The 22137-nt window shown below is 66.7% G+C and carries 22 protein-coding genes; 13 read left to right on the forward strand and 9 right to left on the reverse strand.

Annotated elements, in window-relative coordinates; genetic code table 11:
- Nucleotides 1-61: 61 nt before the first annotated feature.
- Nucleotides 62-778 (reverse strand): hypothetical protein, encoded by a 717-nt coding sequence (locus OV287_RS39030; protein ID WP_267539120.1) that lies wholly within the window; start codon nt 776-778, stop codon nt 62-64.
- Nucleotides 779-1156: 378 nt separating this feature from the next.
- Nucleotides 1157-3394, reverse strand: coding sequence for an RCC1-like domain-containing protein (locus tag OV287_RS39035; RefSeq protein WP_267539121.1), 2238 nt, complete (start codon nt 3392-3394; stop codon nt 1157-1159).
- 701 nt (nt 3395-4095) lie between these two features.
- On the opposite strand from OV287_RS39035, the gene OV287_RS56545 reads away from it, so the two are divergent.
- The 5 genes from OV287_RS56545 (at nt 4096) to OV287_RS39060 (ending at nt 6869) form a co-directional block, all read left to right on the forward strand.
- Nucleotides 4096-4158: a hypothetical protein gene (locus tag OV287_RS56545; protein ID WP_373371929.1), complete on the forward strand. Its 63-nt coding sequence runs from the start codon at nt 4096-4098 to the stop codon at nt 4156-4158.
- 78 nt (nt 4159-4236) lie between these two features.
- Complete coding sequence (locus OV287_RS39045) at nt 4237-5199, forward strand: LamG domain-containing protein (protein WP_267539123.1); 963 nt, start codon at nt 4237-4239, stop codon at nt 5197-5199.
- On the forward strand, nt 5103-5801 hold the full coding sequence (locus OV287_RS39050) for a LamG domain-containing protein (RefSeq protein WP_267539124.1): 699 nt from the start codon (nt 5103-5105) through the stop codon (nt 5799-5801). Before OV287_RS39045 ends, OV287_RS39050 begins: the two co-directional genes overlap by 97 nt.
- A 223-nt stretch (nt 5802-6024) precedes the next feature.
- Complete coding sequence (locus OV287_RS39055) at nt 6025-6483, forward strand: MarR family winged helix-turn-helix transcriptional regulator (RefSeq protein WP_267539125.1); 459 nt, start codon at nt 6025-6027, stop codon at nt 6481-6483.
- Nucleotides 6484-6497: 14 nt separating this feature from the next.
- Complete coding sequence (locus OV287_RS39060) at nt 6498-6869, forward strand: VOC family protein (protein ID WP_267539126.1); 372 nt, start codon at nt 6498-6500, stop codon at nt 6867-6869.
- A gap of 93 nt (nt 6870-6962) precedes the next feature.
- Here OV287_RS39060 and OV287_RS39065 read toward each other — a convergent pair whose 3' ends face one another.
- Both OV287_RS39065 and OV287_RS39070 read right to left on the reverse strand, forming a co-directional pair.
- Nucleotides 6963-7157: a hypothetical protein gene (locus OV287_RS39065; RefSeq protein ID WP_267539127.1), complete on the reverse strand. Its 195-nt coding sequence runs from the start codon at nt 7155-7157 to the stop codon at nt 6963-6965.
- Nucleotides 7158-7409: 252 nt separating this feature from the next.
- Nucleotides 7410-8321 carry an ELWxxDGT repeat protein gene (locus tag OV287_RS39070; RefSeq protein ID WP_267539128.1) on the reverse strand — a complete coding sequence of 304 codons (912 nt, stop codon included), beginning with the start codon at nt 8319-8321 and terminating at the stop codon, nt 7410-7412.
- A gap of 98 nt (nt 8322-8419) precedes the next feature.
- Here OV287_RS39070 and OV287_RS39075 point away from each other — a divergent pair, with 98 nt between their 5' ends.
- Together OV287_RS39075 and OV287_RS39080 are read left to right on the forward strand one after the other, a co-directional pair.
- A complete protein-coding gene (locus tag OV287_RS39075) occupies nt 8420-8968 on the forward strand; it encodes a hypothetical protein (RefSeq protein ID WP_267539129.1) in 549 nt (182 codons plus the stop codon).
- Between the two features lie 129 nt (nt 8969-9097).
- On the forward strand, nt 9098-9817 hold the full coding sequence (locus OV287_RS39080; protein ID WP_267539130.1) for an endonuclease/exonuclease/phosphatase family protein: 720 nt from the start codon (nt 9098-9100) through the stop codon (nt 9815-9817).
- Nucleotides 9818-9873: 56 nt separating this feature from the next.
- Here the strand turns inward: OV287_RS39080 and OV287_RS39085 are convergent, their stop codons facing one another.
- Nucleotides 9874-12945, reverse strand: coding sequence for a sensor histidine kinase (locus tag OV287_RS39085; protein WP_267539131.1), 3072 nt, complete (start codon nt 12943-12945; stop codon nt 9874-9876).
- 55 nt (nt 12946-13000) lie between these two features.
- Nucleotides 13001-13633 carry a response regulator gene (locus OV287_RS39090; protein ID WP_267539132.1) on the reverse strand — a complete coding sequence of 211 codons (633 nt, stop codon included), beginning with the start codon at nt 13631-13633 and terminating at the stop codon, nt 13001-13003.
- Nucleotides 13634-13839: 206 nt separating this feature from the next.
- On the opposite strand from OV287_RS39090, the gene OV287_RS39095 reads away from it, so the two are divergent.
- The 6 genes from OV287_RS39095 (at nt 13840) to OV287_RS39120 (ending at nt 18952) form a co-directional block, all read left to right on the forward strand.
- Nucleotides 13840-14193 (forward strand): hypothetical protein, encoded by a 354-nt coding sequence (locus tag OV287_RS39095; protein ID WP_267539133.1) that lies wholly within the window; start codon nt 13840-13842, stop codon nt 14191-14193.
- A 133-nt stretch (nt 14194-14326) separates the two neighbouring features.
- Entirely contained in the window at nt 14327-14986 is a 660-nt protein-coding gene (locus OV287_RS39100; RefSeq protein WP_267539134.1) for a hydrolase, read from the forward strand.
- A gap of 79 nt (nt 14987-15065) precedes the next feature.
- A complete protein-coding gene (locus OV287_RS39105; protein ID WP_267539135.1) occupies nt 15066-16931 on the forward strand; it encodes an amidohydrolase in 1866 nt (621 codons plus the stop codon).
- On the forward strand, nt 16921-18573 hold the full coding sequence (locus OV287_RS39110) for an MFS transporter (RefSeq protein ID WP_267539136.1): 1653 nt from the start codon (nt 16921-16923) through the stop codon (nt 18571-18573). Before OV287_RS39105 ends, OV287_RS39110 begins: the two co-directional genes overlap by 11 nt.
- Entirely contained in the window at nt 18570-18797 is a 228-nt protein-coding gene (locus OV287_RS39115; protein WP_267539137.1) for a DUF1427 family protein, read from the forward strand. The genes OV287_RS39110 and OV287_RS39115 overlap by 4 nt, the downstream gene beginning before the upstream one ends.
- The gene (locus OV287_RS39120; RefSeq protein WP_267539138.1) at nt 18794-18952 is read left to right on the forward strand and encodes a DUF1427 family protein; all 159 of its coding nucleotides are present in this window, start codon (nt 18794-18796) and stop codon (nt 18950-18952) included. The genes OV287_RS39115 and OV287_RS39120 overlap by 4 nt, the downstream gene beginning before the upstream one ends.
- Here the strand turns inward: OV287_RS39120 and OV287_RS39125 are convergent.
- The 3 genes from OV287_RS39125 to OV287_RS39135 form a co-directional block, all read right to left on the reverse strand.
- Complete coding sequence (locus tag OV287_RS39125) at nt 18937-19551, reverse strand: TetR/AcrR family transcriptional regulator (RefSeq protein ID WP_267539139.1); 615 nt, start codon at nt 19549-19551, stop codon at nt 18937-18939. The genes OV287_RS39120 and OV287_RS39125 overlap by 16 nt on opposite strands.
- Nucleotides 19548-20645 carry a saccharopine dehydrogenase family protein gene (locus tag OV287_RS39130; protein ID WP_267539140.1) on the reverse strand — a complete coding sequence of 366 codons (1098 nt, stop codon included), beginning with the start codon at nt 20643-20645 and terminating at the stop codon, nt 19548-19550. The genes OV287_RS39125 and OV287_RS39130 overlap by 4 nt, the downstream gene beginning before the upstream one ends.
- Before the next feature lie 110 nt (nt 20646-20755).
- Complete coding sequence (locus OV287_RS39135; protein WP_267539141.1) at nt 20756-22075, reverse strand: glycoside hydrolase family 2 TIM barrel-domain containing protein; 1320 nt, start codon at nt 22073-22075, stop codon at nt 20756-20758.
- Nucleotides 22076-22137 lie beyond the last annotated feature (62 nt).

Consider the following 22137-nt stretch of genomic DNA (forward strand, 5'->3'; position numbering starts at 1 on the left):
CGCGACCACTTCCCGTATTCACCCGCGACACCCGAGGAGATCGCGGAGTTCGAGCAGCCGCTCACTTCCTTAAGGGGGGGTGGCCGGGCTTCGCATTCATCGCTGCAAGCTTGGCCCGCCTTGCGTCGAACGCGGGCTTCTTCTCGCTGTACCAGCGCTGCTGAGCCGCCGTGAGGCATGGCCACAGCTGCTTGAGCTTGAAGTCCTCCATGGCCAGGAGATCGTCCTGCTCAGCGGCCTTTTTCAGCATGACCTTCAAGTAGCTGCGCGGAAGCTCGATACCGTTCTCATCCAGGCGCCACACCACGAGCGAGGCCTGCTTCGGAGAGAGGCCACGGTCATCAGCGGCATTGGCGATGCTGTCCAACATCTTCGAATTGATACGCTGGTCCATCTTAGCGAGCTGGACCAGCGCCCGACGGACGGTGCGTCGACGAGACTCCTCTTCAAGCTTGCGCCGGTCCTTGGCAACAATCTTCGCGGCCACGGCGCCACGTTGCTGCACGCCCTCTTCATCGATGACCGCAACGTCGAAGCGCGTGATGCACTCAGAGCCAATGTCCAAGCGGTAGTTCGTGAAGCGGTTCACGATCTCGAACTGGTACCGGATCGGATAGTGATCGCAGAGCTGGCAGGTCTCTACGGCATCCTCAACGTCCGACTTGTCACCCCGGTACTCCCACTCCTTCAGCGCCTCAACCACGTCTTCCTGGTCCTGGCTGAGGGGAAGGATGTTGGCAGCGACGCGCTGCAAGTAGGGGGAGAGGCCTTGCCCCATCTTCAGTTCTCCCTCGGGATAGTTCTTGGCGACTTGATGCGGGCTGCCGGTCCTGAGGCCCTACGAGGCGTCGCAGGAAGGACGGCAGAGGGCCCAAATTCTGACCGAGATTTTCGAGCGGTCAATCGAGGGGACCTCCGCTCAAGTTCCCCCTCGTAGGGGTGAGAGAGGCGGCCTCACACGCCACCGAAGAGCCCCACGCCCTCTAGAGGCAGGCGGCTCGCCCACCGAAGGGGAGCGCGTACAGCACCATCGCCTCCGGCTGAGCCTGCCCCGGTACGCTCGCCTGCGCCCCTCCATTCCACTCCGCCCCAGCGCTTCGTCGTCATCGCGAACGGCTGGCCGGCCTCGACGAGAGCTCGTCGTGAGGGAACGAGCTCAATACAGCAAGGAGCGAATGGCAGTATCCACGCTCAAAACCAGGCCAATGCCTAGCTGACCGTTGGAGGCGTAACCCCAGGCCCACACAGTGCCATCGGAGCGCACAGCCATCGAGTAATCATCGCGACCAGCGATGCCTGCGACCGCACTCATCTCCGCCACTTGACCCAGCGGGGACCAGGTGTCCGCCGTGCCATTCCCCAACTCACCATACCCATTGGAGCCCCAACCCCACAGGGTGCCTTCCGAGCGCACTGCCAGCGAGTGGGCAAAACCCGCGGCCACGGCCACGACGCCGCTCAGCCCTTGTACCTGCACCGGCAATCGGCGAGTGCTCATGGTCCCATCCCCCAACTGGCCGGAGGCGTTCAAGCCCCAGGCCCATACGGTGCCATCGGAGCGCACCGCCACCGAGTGAGCGTCACCAGCGGCCGCGGACACAACCCCGCTCAGCCCTTGCACCTGCACCGGCAAGGAGCGGCTGAGCGTGGTGCCATCGCCCAACCGGCCCGTGCTGTTGAAGCCCCAAGCCCGCAGGGTGCCGTCGGAGCGCACCGCCATCGAGTGCATGGAGCCCAGTGTCACGGCCACCACCCCGCTCAGCCCTTGCACCTGCACCGGCAAGGAGCGGCTGCTCCGGGTCCCATCCCCCAACTGGCCAAAGGCGTTCAAGCCCCAGGCCCACACGGTTCCGTCGGAGCGCACCGCCATCGAGTGGGAAGAACCCGCGGCCACGGCAACCACCCCGCTCAACCCTTGCACCTGCACCGGCACGGAGTGATTGCCCGTGGTCCCATCCCCCAACTGGCCGTAGGTGTTCAAGCCCCAGGCCCACACGGTTCCGTCGGAGCGCACCGCCATCGAGTGGGCAAAACCCGCGGCCACGGCTATGGCTCCACTCAGCCCCTGCACCTGCACAGGCACGAAGTGATCGCCCGTGCTCCCCTCCCCCAACTGGCCGTAGGCGTTCGAGCCCCAGGCCCACACGGTTCCGTCGGAGCGCACCGCCAACGCGTGGTCAAGACCCGCGGCCACGGCTACGGCTCCACTCAGCCCTTGCACCTGCACCGGCGTGGTGGGGTTGGTCATGGACCCATTCCCCAATTGGCCTTCGGAGTTGGAGCCCCAGGCCCACAGGGTATCGTCGGATCGCACCGCCAGCGAGTGCCAGCGGCCAGCGGCCACGGCCACCACCCCGCTCAGCCCTTGCACCTGCACCGGCACGGTGCGTTCGGTCCTGGTGCCATCCCCCAGGATGCCTCTGTCGTTGGAGCCCCACGCCCACGCGGTACCGTCGGAGCGCACCGCCAAGGAGTGCAGCTCGCCGGCGGCTACGGCCACCACCCCGCTCAGCCCTTGCACCTGCACCGGTACGGAGTGAGAGATCCAGGTCCCCTCTCCCAATTGGCCGCGACCGTTCGCCCCCCAGGCCCACACGGTTCCGTCGGAGCGCACCGCCATCGAGTGGGCAGAGCCAGCGGCCACGGACACGGCCCCGCTCAGCCCTTGCACCTGCACAGGCACGGAGTGGATGCCCGTGGTGACATCCCCCAGTTGGCCCTCGAAGTTGGAGCCCCAGGCCCACACGGTTCCGTCGGAGCGCACCACCAGCGAGTGGGCATGGCCAGCGGCCACGGACTCGACAGCACTCAGCCCTGTCACTTGCACCGGCGTGGTGCGATCGCTCGTGGTGCCATCCCCCAGTTGGCCGGAGGCGTTGGAGCCCCAGGCCCACACGGTGCCATCGGAGCGCAGCGCCAGCGAGTGGAAACGGCCAGTGGCCACGGACACCACCCCGCTCAGTCCTGGCACTTGCACCGGCGTGGAGCGGTTGCTCGTGGTGCCATCCCCCAGTTGACCGTAGGAATTGTAGCCCCAGGCCCACACGGTGCCATCGAAGCGCACCGCCAGCGAGTGGGCATGGCCAGCGGCCACGGCCACCACCCCGCTCAGCCCTTGCACCTGCACCGGCGCCGGGCGGGTGCGCGTGGTCCCATCTCCCAACTGACCCAGGGAGTTACGCCCCGCAGCCCAGACGGTACCATCCGGGCGCACCGCCAGAGAATACTCTTCCCCTGCGGCGAGACGGGCTCCCGCCTGCGTGGCAAGCAGAAGAGAACCGAGCGAATCCCGCGCTTCTGTCGCGCTGGTGGACTGCCCACAGCCGCTCACCAACAACACCCCGAGCCAGACTCCCAGCAGCCTGCTCATCCACGGCATTGCACTGTTTCGCATTCCGCTACTCCTGTACATGTCTGGTTGAAAAGAATGCCTCCAGGGATGGCTGGTGATGCGAGACCTGAGAGGCAGTTGAACTGTCCCTTGCTAATGCCAGGGGGTCAATTCCTGCTCCAACCCCAAAAACCTCTCAGGAACTGAGACGCCGGGACGTGTTCACCAGCGTGAGGTGTGGAGGCAGGCGCCGGGTGCTGTTGGAGCACGTGGTGTTGAGCCAAAGGAGTGGCTGCTGCTCCCAGCGCAACTGCAGGCCTCATCCAGTCTCGCACCGGAAGGTCCGGTGGGAGCGGTAGCAGGCAGGGGAGCGCCGTGCACGCCTGTCTGATCCGACCAGGGCACACTCGACGGTCCGGCAGCCAAGACAAACCCATCCCACGGCCACCACGCGAACTCGGCAACCTCCGCCGAACACGGCATCGGACGATCCCGCAAGCCGGGCCAACGCCCACGGCCGACCGGGAATATGGCGGAAAATTTCGACGTTGCCCGAGCAGGTGGCACGCACGGCTGGGGGCTCGGAATGATCGAGATGAGCAGGCAGCGTTTCGAGGAACGCGTCAGCAAGGCGCTCGACGACATTCCGCCCACGTTGGCGAAAGCGATGAGCAACGTCGTGATTCTCGTCGAGGACATACCTCCGGAACCGACCTTGCTCGGCCGATACGAAGGCGTGGCCCTGGAATCGGCCGGATACCGTGGTGCACGAAATAGCTCAGCATTTAGGGATCGGTGACGCGCGGTTGCACGAGCTCGGCCGATAGAAGCAGGGACAGGCTCCCGCCTCGCCAGACGGCAGCTGTGCACCACTTCACTTCTCGTGAGAGCGGATGGAGGGAGACATGGCCCGTAGCTTCGACATCACCGCCGCCTCGGAGTCCATTCGTCTGGATGGCTCGCGGCAGGGGGAGATCTCTTTCACGGTGTCGAATGCAATCGGCACCCCGGTGCGGGGCCGGGTGGTGCTCGAACCGGAGGGGCAGACCCGACCCGAGTGGCTGTCCGTCGACGGCCAGGCCGAGCGTGATTTCACCGTCGACGGCACCCACACCTATGTCGTGAAGGTCTCCGTCCCCCAGAACATCCCCGAGGGGACGCACGCCTTCCATCCGCTCGTGGTGGACGTCGCCAGTCCGGACGAGCAGTACGCCAGGGGTCCGTCGGTGGGCTTCCAGGTGCCGCGCCCCTTCGTTCCTCCGAAGAAGCGGCTCCCGTGGTGGATTCCCGTGGCGGCGGTGGGGGGTTTGGCCCTCATCGTCCTGATCGCCGCTCTATGGCCCCGCGGAGGTGGGGAGCAGGACGCTGGAACGGGGGGCTCGGGCGTCACGGAGGCGGATAGGCTGCGCTTCAACGGCATCAACAGTTACGTCGATCTGGGAGCGCCCGCCTACCTCGATATCTCCGGGCCGATCACCCTCGAGGCGTGGATCAGACCCCTGGCCATCGATGGCGTGCGCGACATCGTGGCCCATGGCTACGCGCTCAATCCCCCGGGGGAGGTCTTCCTCCGCATCCTGGACGGAGCGTATCAGGTGGGCTCGTGGCCCGAGAACGCGGCCGTCGCGTCCACCCCCGTGCCGCCCGAGGACCTGGGCAAGTGGGTCCACCTGGCCGGGGTCTATGACGGCACGCAGTGGCTCCTGTATCGCAACGGCGTGAAGGTGGCCTCCGCCCCCACGCCCACGGGGTCCGTTCCCGTCGCTGGCCGGTGGGCCATCGGCGCGCGGGGCGGTGGCACCGAGCGATTCTTCTGGGGGGACATCCGGGATGTCCGCATCTGGAGCATCGCCCGCCCCCGGGTCTGACCTTCAACGGGAGCAATGCCTTCGTGTCCCTGGGGGACCCGGACGCTCTCGACTTCATCGGTCCGATCACCATCGAGGCGTGGGTCAAGCCGCTGGCCACCGATGGTCTGCGCAACATCGTGGCCCGCGATTCCAGCACCAATCCCCCGGGCGCGGTCTTCCTGCGCATCTGGGATGGGAAGTACCAGATCGGTTCGTGGAACGGGCTCGACCATCTCGTGGCGGCTCCCGTGCCACCCGAGGATCTCGACAAGTGGGTCCACCTGGCCGGGGTCTACGACGGCATTCAGTGGAGTCTGTATCGCAATGGCGAGAAGGTGGCCTCCTCGATGGACTCCATTGGTGCCGTTCCCGCCAATGTCCGCTGGGCCATCGGAGCCCAGAGTGATGGCGCGGACCGCTACTTCAAGGGGTCCATCCGGGATGTGCGCATCTGGCTCATCGCTCGCACTCCCGAGGAGCTCCGGGCCGGCATGGGGCAGCCCTTGAGCGGCCAGGAGGATGGGCTCGCCGGCTACTGGCCGATGAACGAGGGACAGAGCACCACCCTCCGGGATCTCGCGGGCCGGAACACGGGCTCGCTCCGAAATGGGCTCTGGTGAGGAACGGCTCCCAGCCTGAGAGGGGGGCGGAGCAGCCCGGCTGTTGGCCCAGACGCTGATGCGTACGGCGATGCCGCACAGCTCCACGTGTGGAGCGAGGTGCTCCCGGGCCGCCGCACACCCACGCCATCGAGCAACCCTTCACTGTGCAGCACGTCTTGACCGATGGTTCATGTGGATTAATTATTCACCCATGGCAACCGATAGGCAAGAAGCCGGCTCGATGAGCCAGGCGGGCGAGCTCGGAGAACTCCTCGTCGCGTTCGTCAACCGCGTCTCCCACCCGCGCGGACGCGCACTGGTGTTTCTCTCCAAGGCGGGGATCACCGTCGACCAGGCGATCCTGTTGAACTTCGCGCAGGACAACCCGGGCAGCACGCCCTCCTCCCTGGCCACGATGATGAATCTCTCGTTGCCGTCGGTGAGCCAGATGCTGGATCGCCTCTTCAAACTCGAGCTGGTGCGCCGAACGGAAGACCCGGCGGACCGCCGTCGGAAGACCATCGACGTCACGGCGAAGGCGAAGCGGTTCCTGGCGGGCTTTCGCGAGGTTCGCTCCGCCGAGTTCGTCGCGGGAACGGCGGCGCTCTCGCCCGCGACGCGAAAGGCGCTCATCGAGGCCATCAGGGCAGCCGTTGAAGAACTCTCGGCGTCGGGCCAGGACCACGCAGGCCAGCCGTAGGAGGAGAACCCCACATGATTCAGGTCGACCACATTGGTATTGCCGCTCGAAACACGGAGTCGTCGGCGCGACGCCTCGCCGAGATTCTCGGAGGTCCGCCGCCCATCGTGGACGGTGCGGACGATGACATGTACCGGCTCGATCTCGCGCACGGCACGTTCGTCCTGTTCAACCCCGCCGAGAAGATCGACCCGTCGCACGTCGCCTTCCGCGTTGACCAGGAGCGGTTCGACGCCATCGTCACGAGGCTCCGCACGCTGGGCGTCCCCTTCGGAAACCGACACGACGATACGAACAACGGTTGCTCCGACGATGTCGAGCTGGGTGGCGCCGGCCGCGTCTACTTCCTCGACGAGAATGGCCACCTCTTCGAAGTAACGTGCTGACGTAACGCCAGATCGCTCCTGCTACCCACGGGCAGGCTGGGCGACCGCTGAGCAGGACCCCTGGCCAGACCCACACGCCTCTCGCGGTCCAGCTCAGGGAATGGTGACGCGGTAGTAGTCGAGGGGAAACCCCATCTGGGTTGCCTGTGAGAGGAGCTCCGACCGCACGTTTCCCTTCACGCGGACGCCGGAGTGCGCCGGGTCGCTGCACGCGTGGATGAGGCAACGGGTGTAATTGCCCGTATAGACCGAGCCGGAGGGGAGCACCGCCGACACGAGGATCTTCACGTTGACCGGGTTGGGATTCGTGAGGTCGATATAGCCCGTGCGCGCGCCGTGATCCTTATTCCCAGCAGATACAGCTCGAGCCCGGGCAAAGCGTCAGTCTTTCCGCGCGTATTGGCCACTCTGGAGGAGTGCTCTTGGAAGAGGTCCTCCTCCAGAGTGTCACGTGTGTGGACACGATGTTCGCCGAGCAGCATCCGGAGGACCTCGACTTCGACGTGGACAGCATCACGGAGAAGCGCATCCGCTGCAATGTTATCTCCGAGGGTCGTGACAGCGATCCGCGGGACGGAAAGGCAAGGCCCACAGTTCCAGGCCGGTCCTCCCGTCGTCGGCGAAGAAGAAGACATCCCAACCCGAGCGCGTGAAGCGCCCCAGCCCCACGGACGAGGCAGGACCGGGCGCGATGTCCTCTACCTGCCGCGTGCTTTCCGGTGTGCCCTGGCTCAGCCACGGCTCCCGGCCGTGACCGCTCGTCTCGGCGGTGAAGAAGAGCGTCCCCTGGATGGCCGTCAGGTCGAGCGGGGTCGACCCCAGGGGGCCGGGCTGGACATCCTTCAGCAGTCTCGTCCCACTGGCCCTCCCGGTGCTCCGCCACGGCTCGTCACCATGGGTGCCATCGTTGGCCACGAAGTACAGCACGCCCTCCATCACGGTGAGGAAGTGCGGGCGCGAGCCGCCGGGCCCGGGAAGGATGTCCTCCACCAGCACGGTGCCCTCGGGCGTCCCGTTGCTCCGCCACAGCTCCTCGCCCTCGCCCCCGGGCCCATCCGCACTGAAGAGGAGCGTGCGTCCCAGCCCGACCATCTCCCCCGGAAGGTGCAGCGTGCGGAGGCGGGTCTCCCCTCCGGGAGTCCCATCCGTCACGTACAGGTCGGCATCGTCCGCCCCAGTCCCGACCAGGAGGAAGAGGCGGTGGTTGCCCGCGGGTTCCACGTCGCGGATGGCAGTGCCGGTGAAGAGGGCGACCTCAGTCAGGTCCCCGGGCGTCCCCTCCGTCCTCCACAGCGTCGACGTGGTACGCCCGGTGACCACACGAACAGGTTGGAGATGAAGGCGAAGTCGGGACCCGGCACGAAGTCCGCGAGCAGGAACGTGCCCCGTCCACTTGCCCGCCACCTCCACCAGCCGCTCGTCGTCCAGCCGCCGCTCGCCAAAGCGCGGCAACAGGTAGTGCGGTGGGCAATTCCAGGTGCGTCAAGTAGTCTCCCAGCCCCATCGCTTCCTTCCCATCCGACGGCCAGTCCGTCCAGAAAGAGGTTCACATGCCTCGCCGTATGCGACTCATTCCGCTCATCTTCCTCGTGTCCGCCTGCAAGGGCGAGACGGCCAAGGAGGTGACAGCCGCCGTGGTGGGCAAGGCAGTAGAGGTGACGAAGGGGGCCGGCACCGGCGTCGTCACCGGCATCGAGGAGGGTCGCAAGGGCACGGAGAGCACGGACGGCTCCAGGACGCTGTCCAAGCCCGACGAGGTGTTCGCCAGCACGGAGCTGCAGGTCATCGAGGTGAAGCCGGCCTCGCCCAAGGGCGTGGAGGTGGTGCTGGCGGTGACGAACAAGGCCACCCAGCCCATTCACCTGCTGGGCCTGCGGGACGGGGGAGGCGCGCAGCTCGTGGACAAGGAGGGCTTCTTCACGCCGCTGCTGGCGGGCGCTCCGGGCCAGCTTGGCGAGGCCATCGAGATTCCGCCCTCGGCCAAGGTGAAGGCCACGCTCATCTTCGAGGGTAACGCGGCCAAGGCGGCCCAGGTGCGCCTGTGGGGCAGGCAGTTCCCGGTGCCCGCGGGGGCGGCCACCGCCAAGGCGCAGCCGTAAGCGGGAACTGACACCTGGCGAGGGTGAATGCCGGCCCTACGGGCCCTCCCGCTGGCGCCGGCTCAGCATCTTCCCCCTGCTGGCGGGGCCGGAAGAGGCCAGGGAAATGTCGGCCACGGAGGTGTCATCGTGAAGGTACTGACATGGAACGTCCTCCACCGAGTGCACGCCGAGAACTACGGCGAGCCGACCATTCATCGTTGGCACGATGAGCCCGAGCGAGTGCGTCGCGTCGTCGACCTCCTGTCGAAGTCCTTGCGCGTCGACGGCTTCGGGGCCGCGCTGCTGCAGGAGGTGAGCGGCGACGTACTCGAGGCTCTGCGCGCTCACCTGCCGACGTGGGCCGTGCTCGACCACCCCTACCCGCGCGTGCCCAGGCAGAAGCAGCCCGGTGCGCCCATGCGCGACCTGAGCGAGCACCTGGTGGTCGTCGCACCCGAAGGCTCGACGGTACTCAGTGCGCAGACCTTCGCAGGCGACCCCGGCAAGGGAGTGCTCGCGGTCACCCTGCCCTCTGGGCTGGTTGTCGCCAGCACGCACGTGAGTTGGGGCCCGAAGGGCGAGGCGCAGCTCACCACGCTCCGGGAGTTGTTCCACGCGTCGAGCGCGCCCGTTTGCATCGGAGGTGACTTCAACGCCGAGCGCGAGGTGCTGGTACGCGCGCTCAGCGCGGAGGTGGTGGTGGGCGCACTGTCTCCCGGCTCGCCTCGCACGCGCCCCGCGGAGGACGCAACTGGCGGCGCCGACATCGACCACCTGCTGGTCTACCGCGCGGAGCTCCGTGACTTGCGCGTGCTCGACCACAGCGAGCTATCTGATCACCGCCCCGTCGCCGCGACCGTGACGTAAGCCGGGGTCGTTCATCTCCTCTCTGCGTCCGCGGTCAGCGGCTCGGCCCGACAGGCTCATCGCCCTCGCCCCATGCGGGCGGCCTCCTTCAGCCCGCTCCACCAGGTCGTTTTCGGTCTCCGCCGGTAGATGCTCGCGGCCGGGATCTTCAATTCCACTTCCGTGCCGGCATCAGGCCGACTCCACACTTGCAGGGTGGCCCCGATCCTCGCTGCACGCTCGTGCATCCCCGCGAGGCCCCAGTGCCCCGGACGGCCGCCCATTTCGAGAATCTCCGGGGCCACGCCCGCGCCGTCGTCCCGGATCCGCACCCGCAACTCGTCGGAGTCGTAGCGGAGCTCCGCTTCCACGGCCGTGCCCCCGGCGTGCTGGAACGCATTGAGCAAGGCCTCTCGGCCGATCAAGAAGATCTCCACCTGCACGGCCGCGTCCAACTCTTGCGGCACCCCTTCCACGACCAGACGGAACGACACCGGCATGTCCTCCGCCAACTCTTCCCCGACCTGCACGAGCGCGCCCAACAGGTCGCGGCCATCGTGGGCGGACGAGCGCAGCTCCATCACCCGGTCGCGGCCCTCGGCCAGGACCTGGTCCGCGCGGTCCAGGGCCTTCTCCATCGCCTGCCGCGCCGGCTCGTGCGAGGGAAGCTGCTCGGCAACGGCCTGCAACCGGAGCACCAGCCCCTGCACGCTCTGCAGCAAGGTGTCGTGCAGTTCCCGGGCGATACGCTCGCGCTCCGCGTGCCGCGCCTCCAGAAGGCCACGCATCTTCGCGGTCAGTTGGCGCAGGCGCAGCAGATACAGCAGCCAGAGCAGCAGCAGTCCGGCCGCCACGCAGAGCGTGCGGAACCACCAGGTCTGGTGGAACGCGGGCGGAACGACGAGCTCGAGGCTCGCGCCGCGCTCGTTCCACACACCATCGTTGTTCGAAGCGATCACCTGGAAGCGGTACCGCCCCGGCGCCAGGTTGCCGTAATAGGCGGTGCGCCGCGTACCAACGTCCTGCCAGTGCTCGTCCACACCTTCCAACCGGTAGCGGAAGCGTACGCGCTCGGGAATGGACAGGCTGAGCGCGGTGTAGCCGATCTCCAGGTTCACGGGATGGATCGGCAGCATCACGCCCGACACCGGCGCATACCGGCGGCCATCGGCCTTCACGGAGAGGATGGACACCGGCGGAGGCAACGAATTGCGGACGATCCGCTCGGGATCAATCCAGACCACACCGTTGCTGGTGGCGAACCACAGGCGCCCGTCGCCTCCCGCGACAGCCGTGGGCAACGGGCGCATCAGCGTTGGCCTGGCGGGGAGCCCGTCAAGGAAGTCGAACAACTCGTAGCGCACGCGATGGCTGGGATCGCTCACCGCGCGCCGGACCTCCTCCGCCGGGATGTGAAAGACCCCCGGCACCGCATGCACCCACAGGCTGCCATCAGGGCGCTCGATGATGCCGCTCACGTTGCGGAACGACTCATCACCGTCGGCGACGAGTGGACGAACCCGCTCGCCATCATGGAAGGCCAGTCCGAACTGGCCGCCGACCCACACATACTGGCGGCCATCCGCCAGGGCGGTGATCACCCCCAGCTTGAGCCCGTCGTCCTCGGTGAACCGCCGGATCTCGTCGCCGTCGACCCGCGTGATGATGCCCCGATGATGACCCAGCCATACCCTCCCGCGACCATCGGTCATCGCGGTGTGGATGCGCTCGTCGTCCGCCAGTCCCAGCCACTCCTTCACCGAGGTCCAACGACCATCCTTCCACTGCATCAGCGTGTGAGCCGCCGGGGACACCCAGAGAGTCCCACGACGATCGCGAGTCATGGCCTGTACCTGCATCAACGAATCCGGCGGCAGCGGGGTGACATGACTCAGACGACCGTCCTCCAGCCGCCACAGACCGTTGTCCGCGCCCAGCCAGACCCCTCCCTCTTCATCCCGGTAAGCGGAGCGGACCGGGGAATCGAGCTGCTCGAACGAGACCTCGCCGTCGCGCAAGCGCATCAGCCGGCGATTGGTGGTACCCGCCCAGACCTCGCCGCCAGCCCCCGCGACCAGGGCGAAGTCGTGCGAACCGCGCGGGAACTCCGCCAGCACCATCGAACTGGCGCGGAAGCGATCGAGCCCGCCGCTGGTGCCCACCCAGAAGTTGCCCTCGCGATCCTCGAGCACCGGCCACGCATAATCTCCGCTCAGGCCGTCCTTCTCGGTGAACGACTCCACCGCCCCGCTCACCGCCGCCGCGTCGCCGGCCGGCAAGCGATCGGGATGGGCGATGCGGCGGATCCCATCACCCAGGGTGGTGATCCACAGGCTCCCGTCGCGGGCGAACCGCATGCCCGCCGACTCCACATGCAGGCTCGGTGAAGAGTCCGCCTGACCATGGCCAGGCACCGGAATCGGCCGCACGCCGCCTCCCGACTCAGACATCCAGATTCTTCCATCCGGCGCCTGCCTGAGCTGGAGTGTCCACCCGACGCTGGCGCCCGTAGGAACGAACCTGCGCGCGCCGCGCGGCAGATACAGCAGGGTCTTGTCGGTGGCGACCCACAGCACGCCGTCCCGGTCCACGAAGAGAAACCGGGCCGGCCCGTCCGGATACCCCCAGGAGGCTCCGGCCTTTTCCCAGCGCGTGCCGGACAGACGGAACACGCCTCCAGCCACTTCGGAGGCCCAGAGGTTGCCGTCCCGGTCCATGGCGAAGGAGGAAACCGTCCTGACCGGTGCGCCCTCGGCTTTGCCATACCGGGTGACACGTCCCTCTTTCAGGAGCGCGACGCCCCCGAACGAGAAGCCCAGCCACAGTCCACCGCCGGGCGCGGCGTACAAGGCCCGGATGGAGGGGAGGGGCTCGCCCGAGGGCAGCTCGAACCGCTCGAAGCGGACGCCATCGAACCGGTACAAAGAAGCGGCTGCGGTGAGCCACAGATACCCATCTTCCGTCTGAGCAATCGCGGAGATCTGGCCGGGAGCGCCTTCCTTGATCGTCCACCGGGTGTGGTGGAACTGCGTGAGGCGCCGGTCCTGACTGAACGCCTGCGCCGTGCTCGCGAAGGAGGAAAGCACCGCAACGAGCCCGAGGAACAGCGCCTGATGCCAGACCCTGACGGGTCCCCTGCTCCTCGTCACCACCATCGGTGTCCTACCTCAACGGCTACGAGCCGCTACCGCTGCGCATCCACGCTCAGATATCGATGATTCCCCGCTTCACCGCAACAACCACCGCATGCGTCCTGTCCCTGGCGCCGAGCTTGGTCAGGACGTTCTTCATGTGCGTCTTGACCGTCTCCTCGGAGATGCCCATCCGGGCGGCGACTTCCTTGTTGGCGTTGCCGCTGGCAACGAGGCGCAGGACGTCACATTCTCGCGCCGTCAATTCGTCGTCCGCCACGTGCTCGGCCATCTCGGTGGCGATATCCGCGGCGATGCGGCGACGTCCCGCATGCACGCTGCGGATGGTTTCCACCAACTCCTTGCGCAACATGCTCTTGAGCAAATATCCGGATGCACCAGCCTTGATGGCGCGCAACGCCTGCGTGTCGCCCTTGTAGGTCGTCAGGACGATGATTCTCGCAGCGGGGAACTCGGCGCGGATCGCGGTGATCGCATCGATGCCATTCATCGTGGGCATCTGCACGTCCATCAGCGTGATGTCTGGCAGATGGTTGCGGAAGGATTGTAGGGCCTGCTCTCCATTCTCCGCCTCGGCGACCAGCATCATATCCGACTGTCCGGCGATCAGGCTGCTGAGCCCTTCACGCAGCAGCGGATGGTCGTCAACAATCAGGATGCGAATGGGCGAGTTCGTGGAGCTCATCGCTCAGCGCCCTCCACCCGGGAACATCGCGCTTCGTCGTGGAAACATCGGCTTCGTCCCGTTGGGCTAGACCAGCGAACGGACACTGGATAGCCGCCATCGGCATCTTTGGAATCCCCCGAAATAGGGAGGCCCAGCTCCCTTATCCCAGATATAATCTCGCTGCACCAGGGGGGTAATGTAGGCCGGTGCAACGCCTCTTCTCCATGTTTCCCGAAGGTGGCCCCGGGGCCGGACTGCTGCTGCTGCGCCTGTCGGTTGCCCTGCCGCTGCTGCTCCAACCATCCGGCGGACCGCTGATGCATGCCATGCGCGCGCTCCCGGCCATTGGACTCTGCCTCGGAGTCCTGACACCTCTCCTCGCGATCGTGAGCTGCCTGTTCTCTTTCTACGACTTCATGGTCATGGGCGGCGCGACGCTTCCTGAAGCGGGTATCAAGCTTCTCGCCGCAGGTGCACTGGCGCTCCTCGGCCCTGGAGCTCACTCGCTGGACGCGCGGTTGTTCGGAAGACGCGTTGTCACCGTGCCGCCACGCAAGAAGACCCGCGTGGATGAGTAGCGGCCAGTGAGTGCTCCATCCCTCTTTTGGGGGAGTCTTTACATGCGCTTTCGGGTGTTTTCCATCAAGTCCTGACGCTCTAGTCTGGCTTTGCAAGAGCGGGACAACCCCCAACCCAAAGAGGAACAACTCCATGTCGCCCAAAGCCACTCCTACGCCCGGAAAGGGCCTTCTGTCGCCTACGGACCATGCCCTGATCCTGATCGACCACCAGTCGCAGATGACCTTCGCGACGCATTCGATCGACATCGCGACGCTGCGCAACAACACCGCGCTGATCTCCAAGGGCGCCGCCGGCTTCCGCGTGCCGACCCTGCTGACCACGGTCGCGGAGAAGAGCTTCTCGGGGCCGCTGTTCCCGGAGATCACCGAGGCGTTTCCTGGCGCGAAGGTCTACGACCGTACCTCCATGAATGCCTGGGAAGACAAGCAGGTGATCGCCCAGATCAACGCGTTCGAGAAGGAGCGGCTGGTGTTCGCGGGCCTGTGGACCGGCGTGTGCATCGTCGGCCCCGTTCTGTCTGCGATCGACCAGGGCTTCAAGACGTTCGTCATCACCGATGCCTGCGGCGATGTGACCGACGAGGCGCATGAGCGTGCGGTGCAGCGCATGGTCCAGGCCGGTGCGGCTCCGATGACCAGCTTGCAGTACCTGCTCGAGCTGCAGCGCGACTGGGCGCGTGAGGCCACGTATGGCCTGACCACCGGCATCGCCAAGATCCACGGCGGCGGCTACGGAATCGGCATTCAGTACGCCAAGACGATGTTCAGCGCGTCCGAAGGCGGTCACTGATGGCCATGCGGCCATCGGATGTCGTAGGCGATAACGATTGACTCCGGCTCGAGTCGCCGGAATGAGAAGGATTATACCGATGGCCGACATGATCGTCAGAAACGCCCGGATCACCACTCTGGACCGGGACAACCCATCGGCGACGGCGCTGGCCGTCGCCGGCGGTAACCTGCTGGCAATCGGCGACGAGGCCACGGTGATGGCACATGCCACCGCTGGGACTCGGATCATCGATGCCGGAGGCCGGCGTCTTATCCCTGGCCTCAATGACAGCCACCTCCATCTGCTCCGCGGTGGCCTGAACTACAACATGGAGCTGCGTTGGGACGGCGTGCGCACGCTGGCCGACGCGATGGCGATGCTCAAGGAGCAGGTGGCACGGACACCGGCGCCACAGTGGGTGCGCGTAGTGGGCGGCTTCAGTGAGCACCAGTTCGCCGAGAAGCGGCTTCCAACGCTGCAGGAGCTCAACGAGGCCGCGCCGGAGACCCCGGTCTTCATCCTGCACCTGTACGACCGGGCACTGCTCAACCGCGCCGCATTGCGCGCTGTCGGCTACACCAAGGACAGTCCTGAGCCGCTCGGTGGGCGACTCGAGCGAGACCACGCCGGCAACCCCACCGGCCTGCTGCTGGCCAAACCCAATGCGCTGATTCTATACGCGACGTTGGCGATGGGACCGAAGCTGCCGCCGGAATTCCAGCTCAACTCCACCCGCCATTTCATGCGCGAGCTGAACCGGCTGGGCATCACTTCGGTGATCGATGCCGGCGGAGGCTTTCAGAACTACCCGGAAGACTACGAAATCATCCAGAAGCTGCATGCCGACGGCGAGCTGACGGTACGCATCGCCTACAACCTGTTTACCCAGAAGAAGGGCGGCGAGCTCGCGGACTTCGACAGGTGGTCGAGGATGCTGAAGCCGCTCCAGGGAGACGGCATGCTGCGCCACAACGGCGCTGGCGAGATGCTGGTCTTCTCGGCGGCGGACTTCGAGGATTTTCGGGAACCGCGCCCGGAGCTGCCGCAGGGCATGGAGGGCGAGCTGGAAGACGTGGTTCGCCTGCTGGCGCAACGCCGCTGGCCGTTCCGCATCCATGCCACCTACAACGAGAGCATCAGCCGCGTGCTCGATGTCTACGAGAAGGTGAACCGCGAGGTGCCCTTCGACGGACTGCACTGGTTCATCGACCACGCCGAGACCATCTCCGACCGCAATATCGAACGCGTGCGCGCCCTGCGGGGCGGTATCGCCATCCAGCATCGCATGGCGTACCAGGGCGAGTACTTCGCGGAGCGCTACGGCAGCGCGGCGACCCGGAGCACACCGCCGGTGCGCAAGATGCTGGACATGGGCGTGCCAGTCGGCGCCGGCACCGATGCCACGCGCGTAGCCAGTTACAACCCGTGGGTGGCGTTGTACTGGCTGGTCACCGGCCGCACCGTGGGCGGGCTGGCGATGTATGGCGACGACAACCGGCTGGAACGGGAAGAAGCGCTGCGCCTGTACACGCACGGCAGCGCGTGGTTCTCCCATGAGCAGGATCGCAAGGGCCTCCTGAAGGTTGGCCAATATGCCGATTTCGCACTGCTGTCCTCGGACTTCCTCCGCGTGCCGGAAGAAGCCATCAAGGACATCACCAGCGTGCTGACCGTGGTGGGCGGCAAGGTCGTGCACGGCAGTGGTGACTTCGGCCCGCTCGCCCCCACGTTGCCCAAGCCCATGCCGGACTGGTCACCGGTGAACCGGTTCGGTGGCTACCAGGGTGGTACTCAGGCACAGGCCCGTGCCATGTTCGCTCGAGCGCAACGGCATTCACACTCACACGGAACCTCGTGTGCGGTGCATGGCCACGGCAAGGATCACGCCGCACACCACCCCACGCCGAGCGGCGGGCTGCGCGACTTCTGGGGTGCATTGGGATGCTTGTGCTATGCCTTCTGACGCGAACGTGACCCCGGCCGAACCCCCTGCTCCAGCGGTTGGCGCATGGGCGCCGCTTCGCCATTCCGAGTTCCGCGCGCTATGGCTGGCGGTTCTGGCCAGCAACATCGGCACCTGGGTCCAGGATGTCGCCGCCTCCTGGTTCATGTCGGAGCGGACGGGCTCACCGCTCATGGTCGCGGCAGTGCAGTCCGCGACGACGCTGCCAGTCGTGGCGTTCGCGTTCGTTGCCGGCACGCTGGCAGACATCGTTGACCGCCGGCGATACCTCCTCGGAGTGCAGCTGTGGATGCTCTTCGTGGCCACGGCGGTCGCCCTGCAGGCCCATGCCGGCCGGCTCGAGGCCTGGTCACTGCTGTGTCTGACGTTCGCGCTCGGCACGGGCGCGGCGATGGCGATGCCGGCACAGGCCGCGACCACCGCGGACCTGGTCCCGCGCCCGATACTGGCACCGGCAGTGGCCTTGAGCTCCATCGGTATGAATATCGCGCGCTCCATCGGCCCCGCCCTGGGCGGACTGGTCGTGGCGCGATTCGGCGCGGCCTGGGCGTTCTCCCTGAATGCGCTGTCTTTCCTGGGCTTGGTGTTCGTCCTGTGGCGGTGGCAGCCGGCGAAGTCCGTCTCGACCCTGCCCACCGAGTCTTTCGGCGGCGCACTTCGCGCGGGGCTGCGCTATGCGGTGCAAGCCAGCGAGTTCCGGTCGGTGCTGATCAAGTCGGCCTGCTTCTTCGTGTTCGCCAGTGCCCTACCCGCGCAGCTGGCGATCGTGGTTCGACAGCAGCTCTCCGCCGGAGCGGGCACCTATGGAATGTTGCTGGGGTTCATCGGTGCGGGAGCTATCGGTGGCGCCATCGCCTTGCCGAAGCTCCGCAAACGGTTTGATGCCGACAAGCTGGTGCCAGCCGCGACCTTGCTCTACGCCCTCACCATGCTGGCCCTGGCGGGCATCCGCGACCTGCGGCTCCTCTGCGTGGCGATGCTGGCCAACGGCATGTCGTGGATCACCGTGCTGTCATCGATGCAAACAGCCGCGCATGTCTCGGTACCCGCCTGGGTACGCGCCCGGGCACTGTCGCTCTACATCGTGGTCTTCTCAGCGGGCATGGCGGGTGGCAGCCTGATCTGGGGTACGCTCGCGCAGCACGCCGGCACCGCGTTCGCATTGACGGCGGCGGCGGTGGGGGCGGTGCTCGCGGGTATCTTCTCGCTGCGTTTCCGTCTGAGCGTGGCCATGGCGCGAGATACCAGCCCGTCCGCACATTGGCCGCAGCCAGCCGTGGCCGAGAAGGTTGACCATGCCCGTGGTCCGGTGCTCGTAACGGTGGAATACCTCATCGAGTCGGCGGATCGCGAAGAGTTCTTGCATCACCTCCACCTGCTCGGGGGCACCCGTCGGCGCGACGGTGCGGTGCAGTGGGGTGTGATGGAAGACGCGGCGCAACCAGGTCGCTTTCTCGAATATTTCCTCGTCGATTCCTGGCTAGAGCACCTCCGCCAGCATGAGCGTGTCACCCAGGAGGAGAAACACTTGCAGGACAGGCTTCGCGCCCTGCACCGCGACGCGCAACCGCCGTCCGTGCGCCACTTCGTCAGTGCCACACCATCAAGCGCTCACTTCGTCGCGCTGGAGAACGCCCCTTGAGCTGGAAACTCTGTATTGGGCTGCTGCTCGGTCTCGCCATCGGCTTGGGTTGCCGCTGGCTGGGCATTCCGGTCCCCGCGCCGCCCATGCTGGTGGGCGCTTCACTCGTTGTCGCCATGACGAGCGGCTACCTGCTGGCCGACCACTACATCGCGACGCACCCTGCGCATCACCGCAACAACTGCGGCGGGCCCAGCGGTGATACCAAGGAGACGCGCACATGATGGAGCTCATGGTCGGTCCTGTCCTGGCGTTGGCTATCGGTGCCGGCTGCCGCCTGCTCGACATCCCCTTGCCCGCACCGCCGAAACTGCAAGGCTCGCTGCTGGTGCTGGCAATGACTGTCGGCTATCTGCTCGGCGATCATCTCCTGGGCTGAGCTGACACGCTTCCCGCGATGAGGCCGGACACCATCCGCCGCAGCCCGGCTTCCACCCGTTTATCGGGCGCCCCCACCGTTCCGGACCGGAAGAGCGAGAGCCCCTCCAGCAGCGCCACCAGGAGCTCCGCTCGCACGCGTGCCTCCGCGCGGGGCAACCCCGGAGCTGCATTGACCAGCAGCTCCTCTGTCCTGTCGACGTAGCGCGCGTAGAAGGCCCGAAGCTCCGCGGCAATGGCGGGCTCCCGCGCCGCCAGTGCCCACAGGTCGTAGAAGAGCCGGTAGCTATCGGGGTTCAGCTGATCCTCCAACAAGGAGTCCAACGCCGCGTCGAGCGCCTCGGCTGGATTGCCCGCCAGCCCCATCCGCTCCTCGAGCCGTGCCGTCGCCCGTTCCAAGACACGCGCGAGCAGGGCCTGCACCAGCTCCTCGCTGGTGGGAAAGTAGTACTGCAGGTTGCCCAGCCGGATGCCGGCCCGCTGGGCCACCCCACGCATCGTGAGGGCCCCGTGCCCCTCGTCTACGAGCAGCCGTTCCGCCGCATCGAGGACGGCCTCGCGCCGCTCCTGCCCCTTGCTGGAGGCGCCGCGCGTGCTCACGCCGCCCGCCTCGTCGCGTCCGCGCCAGTCTGGACCACGAGCTCCACCCCAAGGGAGCGCAATGCGGCAAGCACCCGCCCAGGAGATGGGGCCTGCTCCGGGAAAGCGACCCCCCGAGGAGGAGCATCTCCATCCAGCCCGAGTGCACGCTCCAGCGCCAGGGTGGCACCGGCCGCGGTCAAGTGAGCCTGCCCTCGTGCATCCACCAGCATGGCCGTGCGCGACGCTCCGCCGGTGGAGACATCGATACGGACCACGGCCTGCCCCCCCTTGCCGGAGCCATGCAACAAGGCGCGGCGCAGGCCTCGGAAACGGTCCCCTCGAAGCAGGTGGAAGAGGCCCAACCCCTGGGCGGCCTGGAGCGAGAGCGTGGCCGACTCGTCCGTGAAGCCGATGCGTGTGGAGACCGTCCTCGCACCGAGCACCAGGGGGAGCGTGAGTTGCTCGGGCGTGTCGAGCCGAACCACCCGGCGGTACCGGCCCGCGAACTCAACCCGGCGCGCTTCGGTCAGTGGCTCCACCACCCGGCGCGCCCCCTCCTCCGTCACTTCGAAGGGGACGTGCATGCGGTCCATGAACTCGATTGAGTCCTCACCCGCTCGGTCGGCCAGGTCATAGAGAATCGAGGTCTCGACGGCCGAGGCGCCCCCCAACTCCCGCGCGAGCGCCGCGCCCACGAGCGAGACGACGCCCGCCATCCACCCGGAGGCGAAGACGACAGGGGCTCGGGGTGGCTCCACCGCCACCAGCGCCAGCGCCTGCTGTACGCGCACCGTCCAGCGGGTGATGTCCACGAAGGGAATGCCTGCCCGAAGGCATGCACGCAGCAGGCGGTCCGAGGAATCGTTCACCAGCGCGACGACGGCACGTGCGGAGAAGTCGAGCGGGGCCGAGCCCGCGAGGTCCATCACCTGGAGTGACGCTCCCACCTCCGCCGCCAGGGCTTCGCCCCGAGACGGAGTACGCCCGGCCAGCACCTTTGGCAGCGAGGGATGACGGGCCTGAAGCATCCGAGCCACCTCACCGCCGACGACTCCATACCCTCCAGCGAGCACCACGGCCCCTTCGGGGTCGTACCGCAAGGTGTCCTTCACAATGGATTCCCGAGAGCTCATGGGGAAAATATAGGTCAACCGACCTAATTTCGCCAACAATTCGGTCGCCGGGTAGTCGGTACCCGAGGCCAGAGCCGACGGGACGGCCTCTATCGGGTGAGCGGCAGGGCGACGGAGGTGGTCGCGGCCACGAGGTTGCCTGCACTGTCCTTCGCGAGCGCGTAGAGCTTGATGGAGCCCTTCACGGAGGGCATGCGTACGAGCCAGGAGCCGGACGTGGGGCTGGGACGGGCCTGGAGCCGCACCACCTCGTCACGCTCGTGGCGCGTGGGAGCACCACGGAAGTTGTAGGCGAAGGAGACCTCGAGCGGTGTTCCCGCCGCGTCCTTCGCCTCTACTTGGACCTCGGCCCAGGTACCGGACGCCTCCTGCTTCACGGAGCCCACGGTGAGGTGGGCCACGGTGGGCAGCGGCGTAGCGGGCTTCTGACCGGTATAGGCCTCGCGCACCGCATGCCACGCAGGCCGGGTCGAGCTGCCCGACAACATGCCAAGCCAGAGCCCGGTGTGGTCGAACGACGCGCTGTAGTTGAAGACGAACAGCCCCAGGCAGCGTCCCTCCTGGAGGTGAGGAGTGAGGGCATTCCGCCACCCATCGACGATGGTGGCGTATTTCTCCGTGTCCGCCGGCTCGCGCGGGACACCGTTCGTGTCCTTGGGGGCGTCCCACTCTCCCTGCGGACCGAACTCGGTGATGAGCCACGGCTTGACCACGCCGGCCTTCGCGAGCTCGCCAGGAAGCACGTGGATGCCACCGCCGTAGACATTGATGCCGTAGGCATCGAGAGACGGCGTGTACTTCTCCCACCACGGCACGCCAAAGGTCCACGCATCGACGGAGAGGACGGGGTGGCTGGCATCGAGCTTCTTCACTTCCTTGACGACCTGCTCCAGAAATCGCGCGTAGGCTTCCTTTGCCGCGTCATTGGGCGAGTTGAGCAGCACCTCGTTGCCGATGCCCCAGGCGAGCACCGCGGGGTGGTCCTTGAAGTAGCGAACCTGGGCGAGCGTATCCGCCAGCTGCTTCTTCATGCCCCGGGTGTCGCGGATGTAATCAAAGGAGTCGTCACTCTCGGCACCAGGACGCCCCTGGCGAAGCCAGAGTCCGACGAGAACCTTCAGCCCGTGCTTGTGCGCGGCGTCGAGCAACGCCCGCGTCTCGGTCCCAGTTCCCCAGGTGCGAAGCGTATTCACGCCGAGGGAGGACAGGCGCGCGCAGTCCTGTTCGTAGGCCGCGGAGCTGCTGCTTCCGCTGAAGGTGACGCCGCGGACCACGTAGGGCTTCCCGTCCACCTGGAGTTGCCACCGGCCGTCGACCTTGACGATGGCGGTGTGCGCGTGCGCCGGGACACCGGGGACGAAGACGAGCGCCATCAAGAGCGCAAAAGCCGTGTGACGGACTGAGAGCATGACACGCATCTCCAGGACTGAGCGGGTGTCCACGAGAGGAGTATTTGCAAACCCGGATTACC

This window comes from Archangium lansingense, from assembly GCF_026626635.1.
GTDB classification, from domain to species: domain Bacteria; phylum Myxococcota; class Myxococcia; order Myxococcales; family Myxococcaceae; genus Archangium; species Archangium lansingense.

Bases quoted from the DNA above. Each gene is read 5' to 3' on its own strand.
- OV287_RS39105 (WP_267539135.1), top strand. From the start codon at position 15,066: ATGGCCGACATGATCGTCAGAAACGCCCGGATCACCACTCTGGACCGG.
- OV287_RS39055 (WP_267539125.1), top strand. From the start codon at position 6,025: ATGAGCCAGGCGGGCGAGCTCGGAGAACTCCTCGTCGCGTTCGTCAAC.
- OV287_RS39045 (WP_267539123.1), top strand. From the start codon at position 4,237: ATGGCCCGTAGCTTCGACATCACCGCCGCCTCGGAGTCCATTCGTCTG.
- OV287_RS39120 (WP_267539138.1), top strand. From the start codon at position 18,794: ATGATGGAGCTCATGGTCGGTCCTGTCCTGGCGTTGGCTATCGGTGCC.
- OV287_RS39035 (WP_267539121.1), bottom strand. From the start codon at position 3,394: ATGCGAAACAGTGCAATGCCGTGGATGAGCAGGCTGCTGGGAGTCTGG.
- OV287_RS39095 (WP_267539133.1), top strand. From the start codon at position 13,840: ATGTTTCCCGAAGGTGGCCCCGGGGCCGGACTGCTGCTGCTGCGCCTG.
- OV287_RS39135 (WP_267539141.1), bottom strand. From the start codon at position 22,075: ATGCTCTCAGTCCGTCACACGGCTTTTGCGCTCTTGATGGCGCTCGTC.
- OV287_RS39110 (WP_267539136.1), top strand. From the start codon at position 16,921: ATGCCTTCTGACGCGAACGTGACCCCGGCCGAACCCCCTGCTCCAGCG.
- OV287_RS39060 (WP_267539126.1), top strand. From the start codon at position 6,498: ATGATTCAGGTCGACCACATTGGTATTGCCGCTCGAAACACGGAGTCG.
- OV287_RS39075 (WP_267539129.1), top strand. From the start codon at position 8,420: ATGCCTCGCCGTATGCGACTCATTCCGCTCATCTTCCTCGTGTCCGCC.
- OV287_RS39030 (WP_267539120.1), bottom strand. From the start codon at position 778: ATGGGGCAAGGCCTCTCCCCCTACTTGCAGCGCGTCGCTGCCAACATC.
- OV287_RS39090 (WP_267539132.1), bottom strand. From the start codon at position 13,633: ATGAGCTCCACGAACTCGCCCATTCGCATCCTGATTGTTGACGACCAT.
- OV287_RS39100 (WP_267539134.1), top strand. From the start codon at position 14,327: ATGTCGCCCAAAGCCACTCCTACGCCCGGAAAGGGCCTTCTGTCGCCT.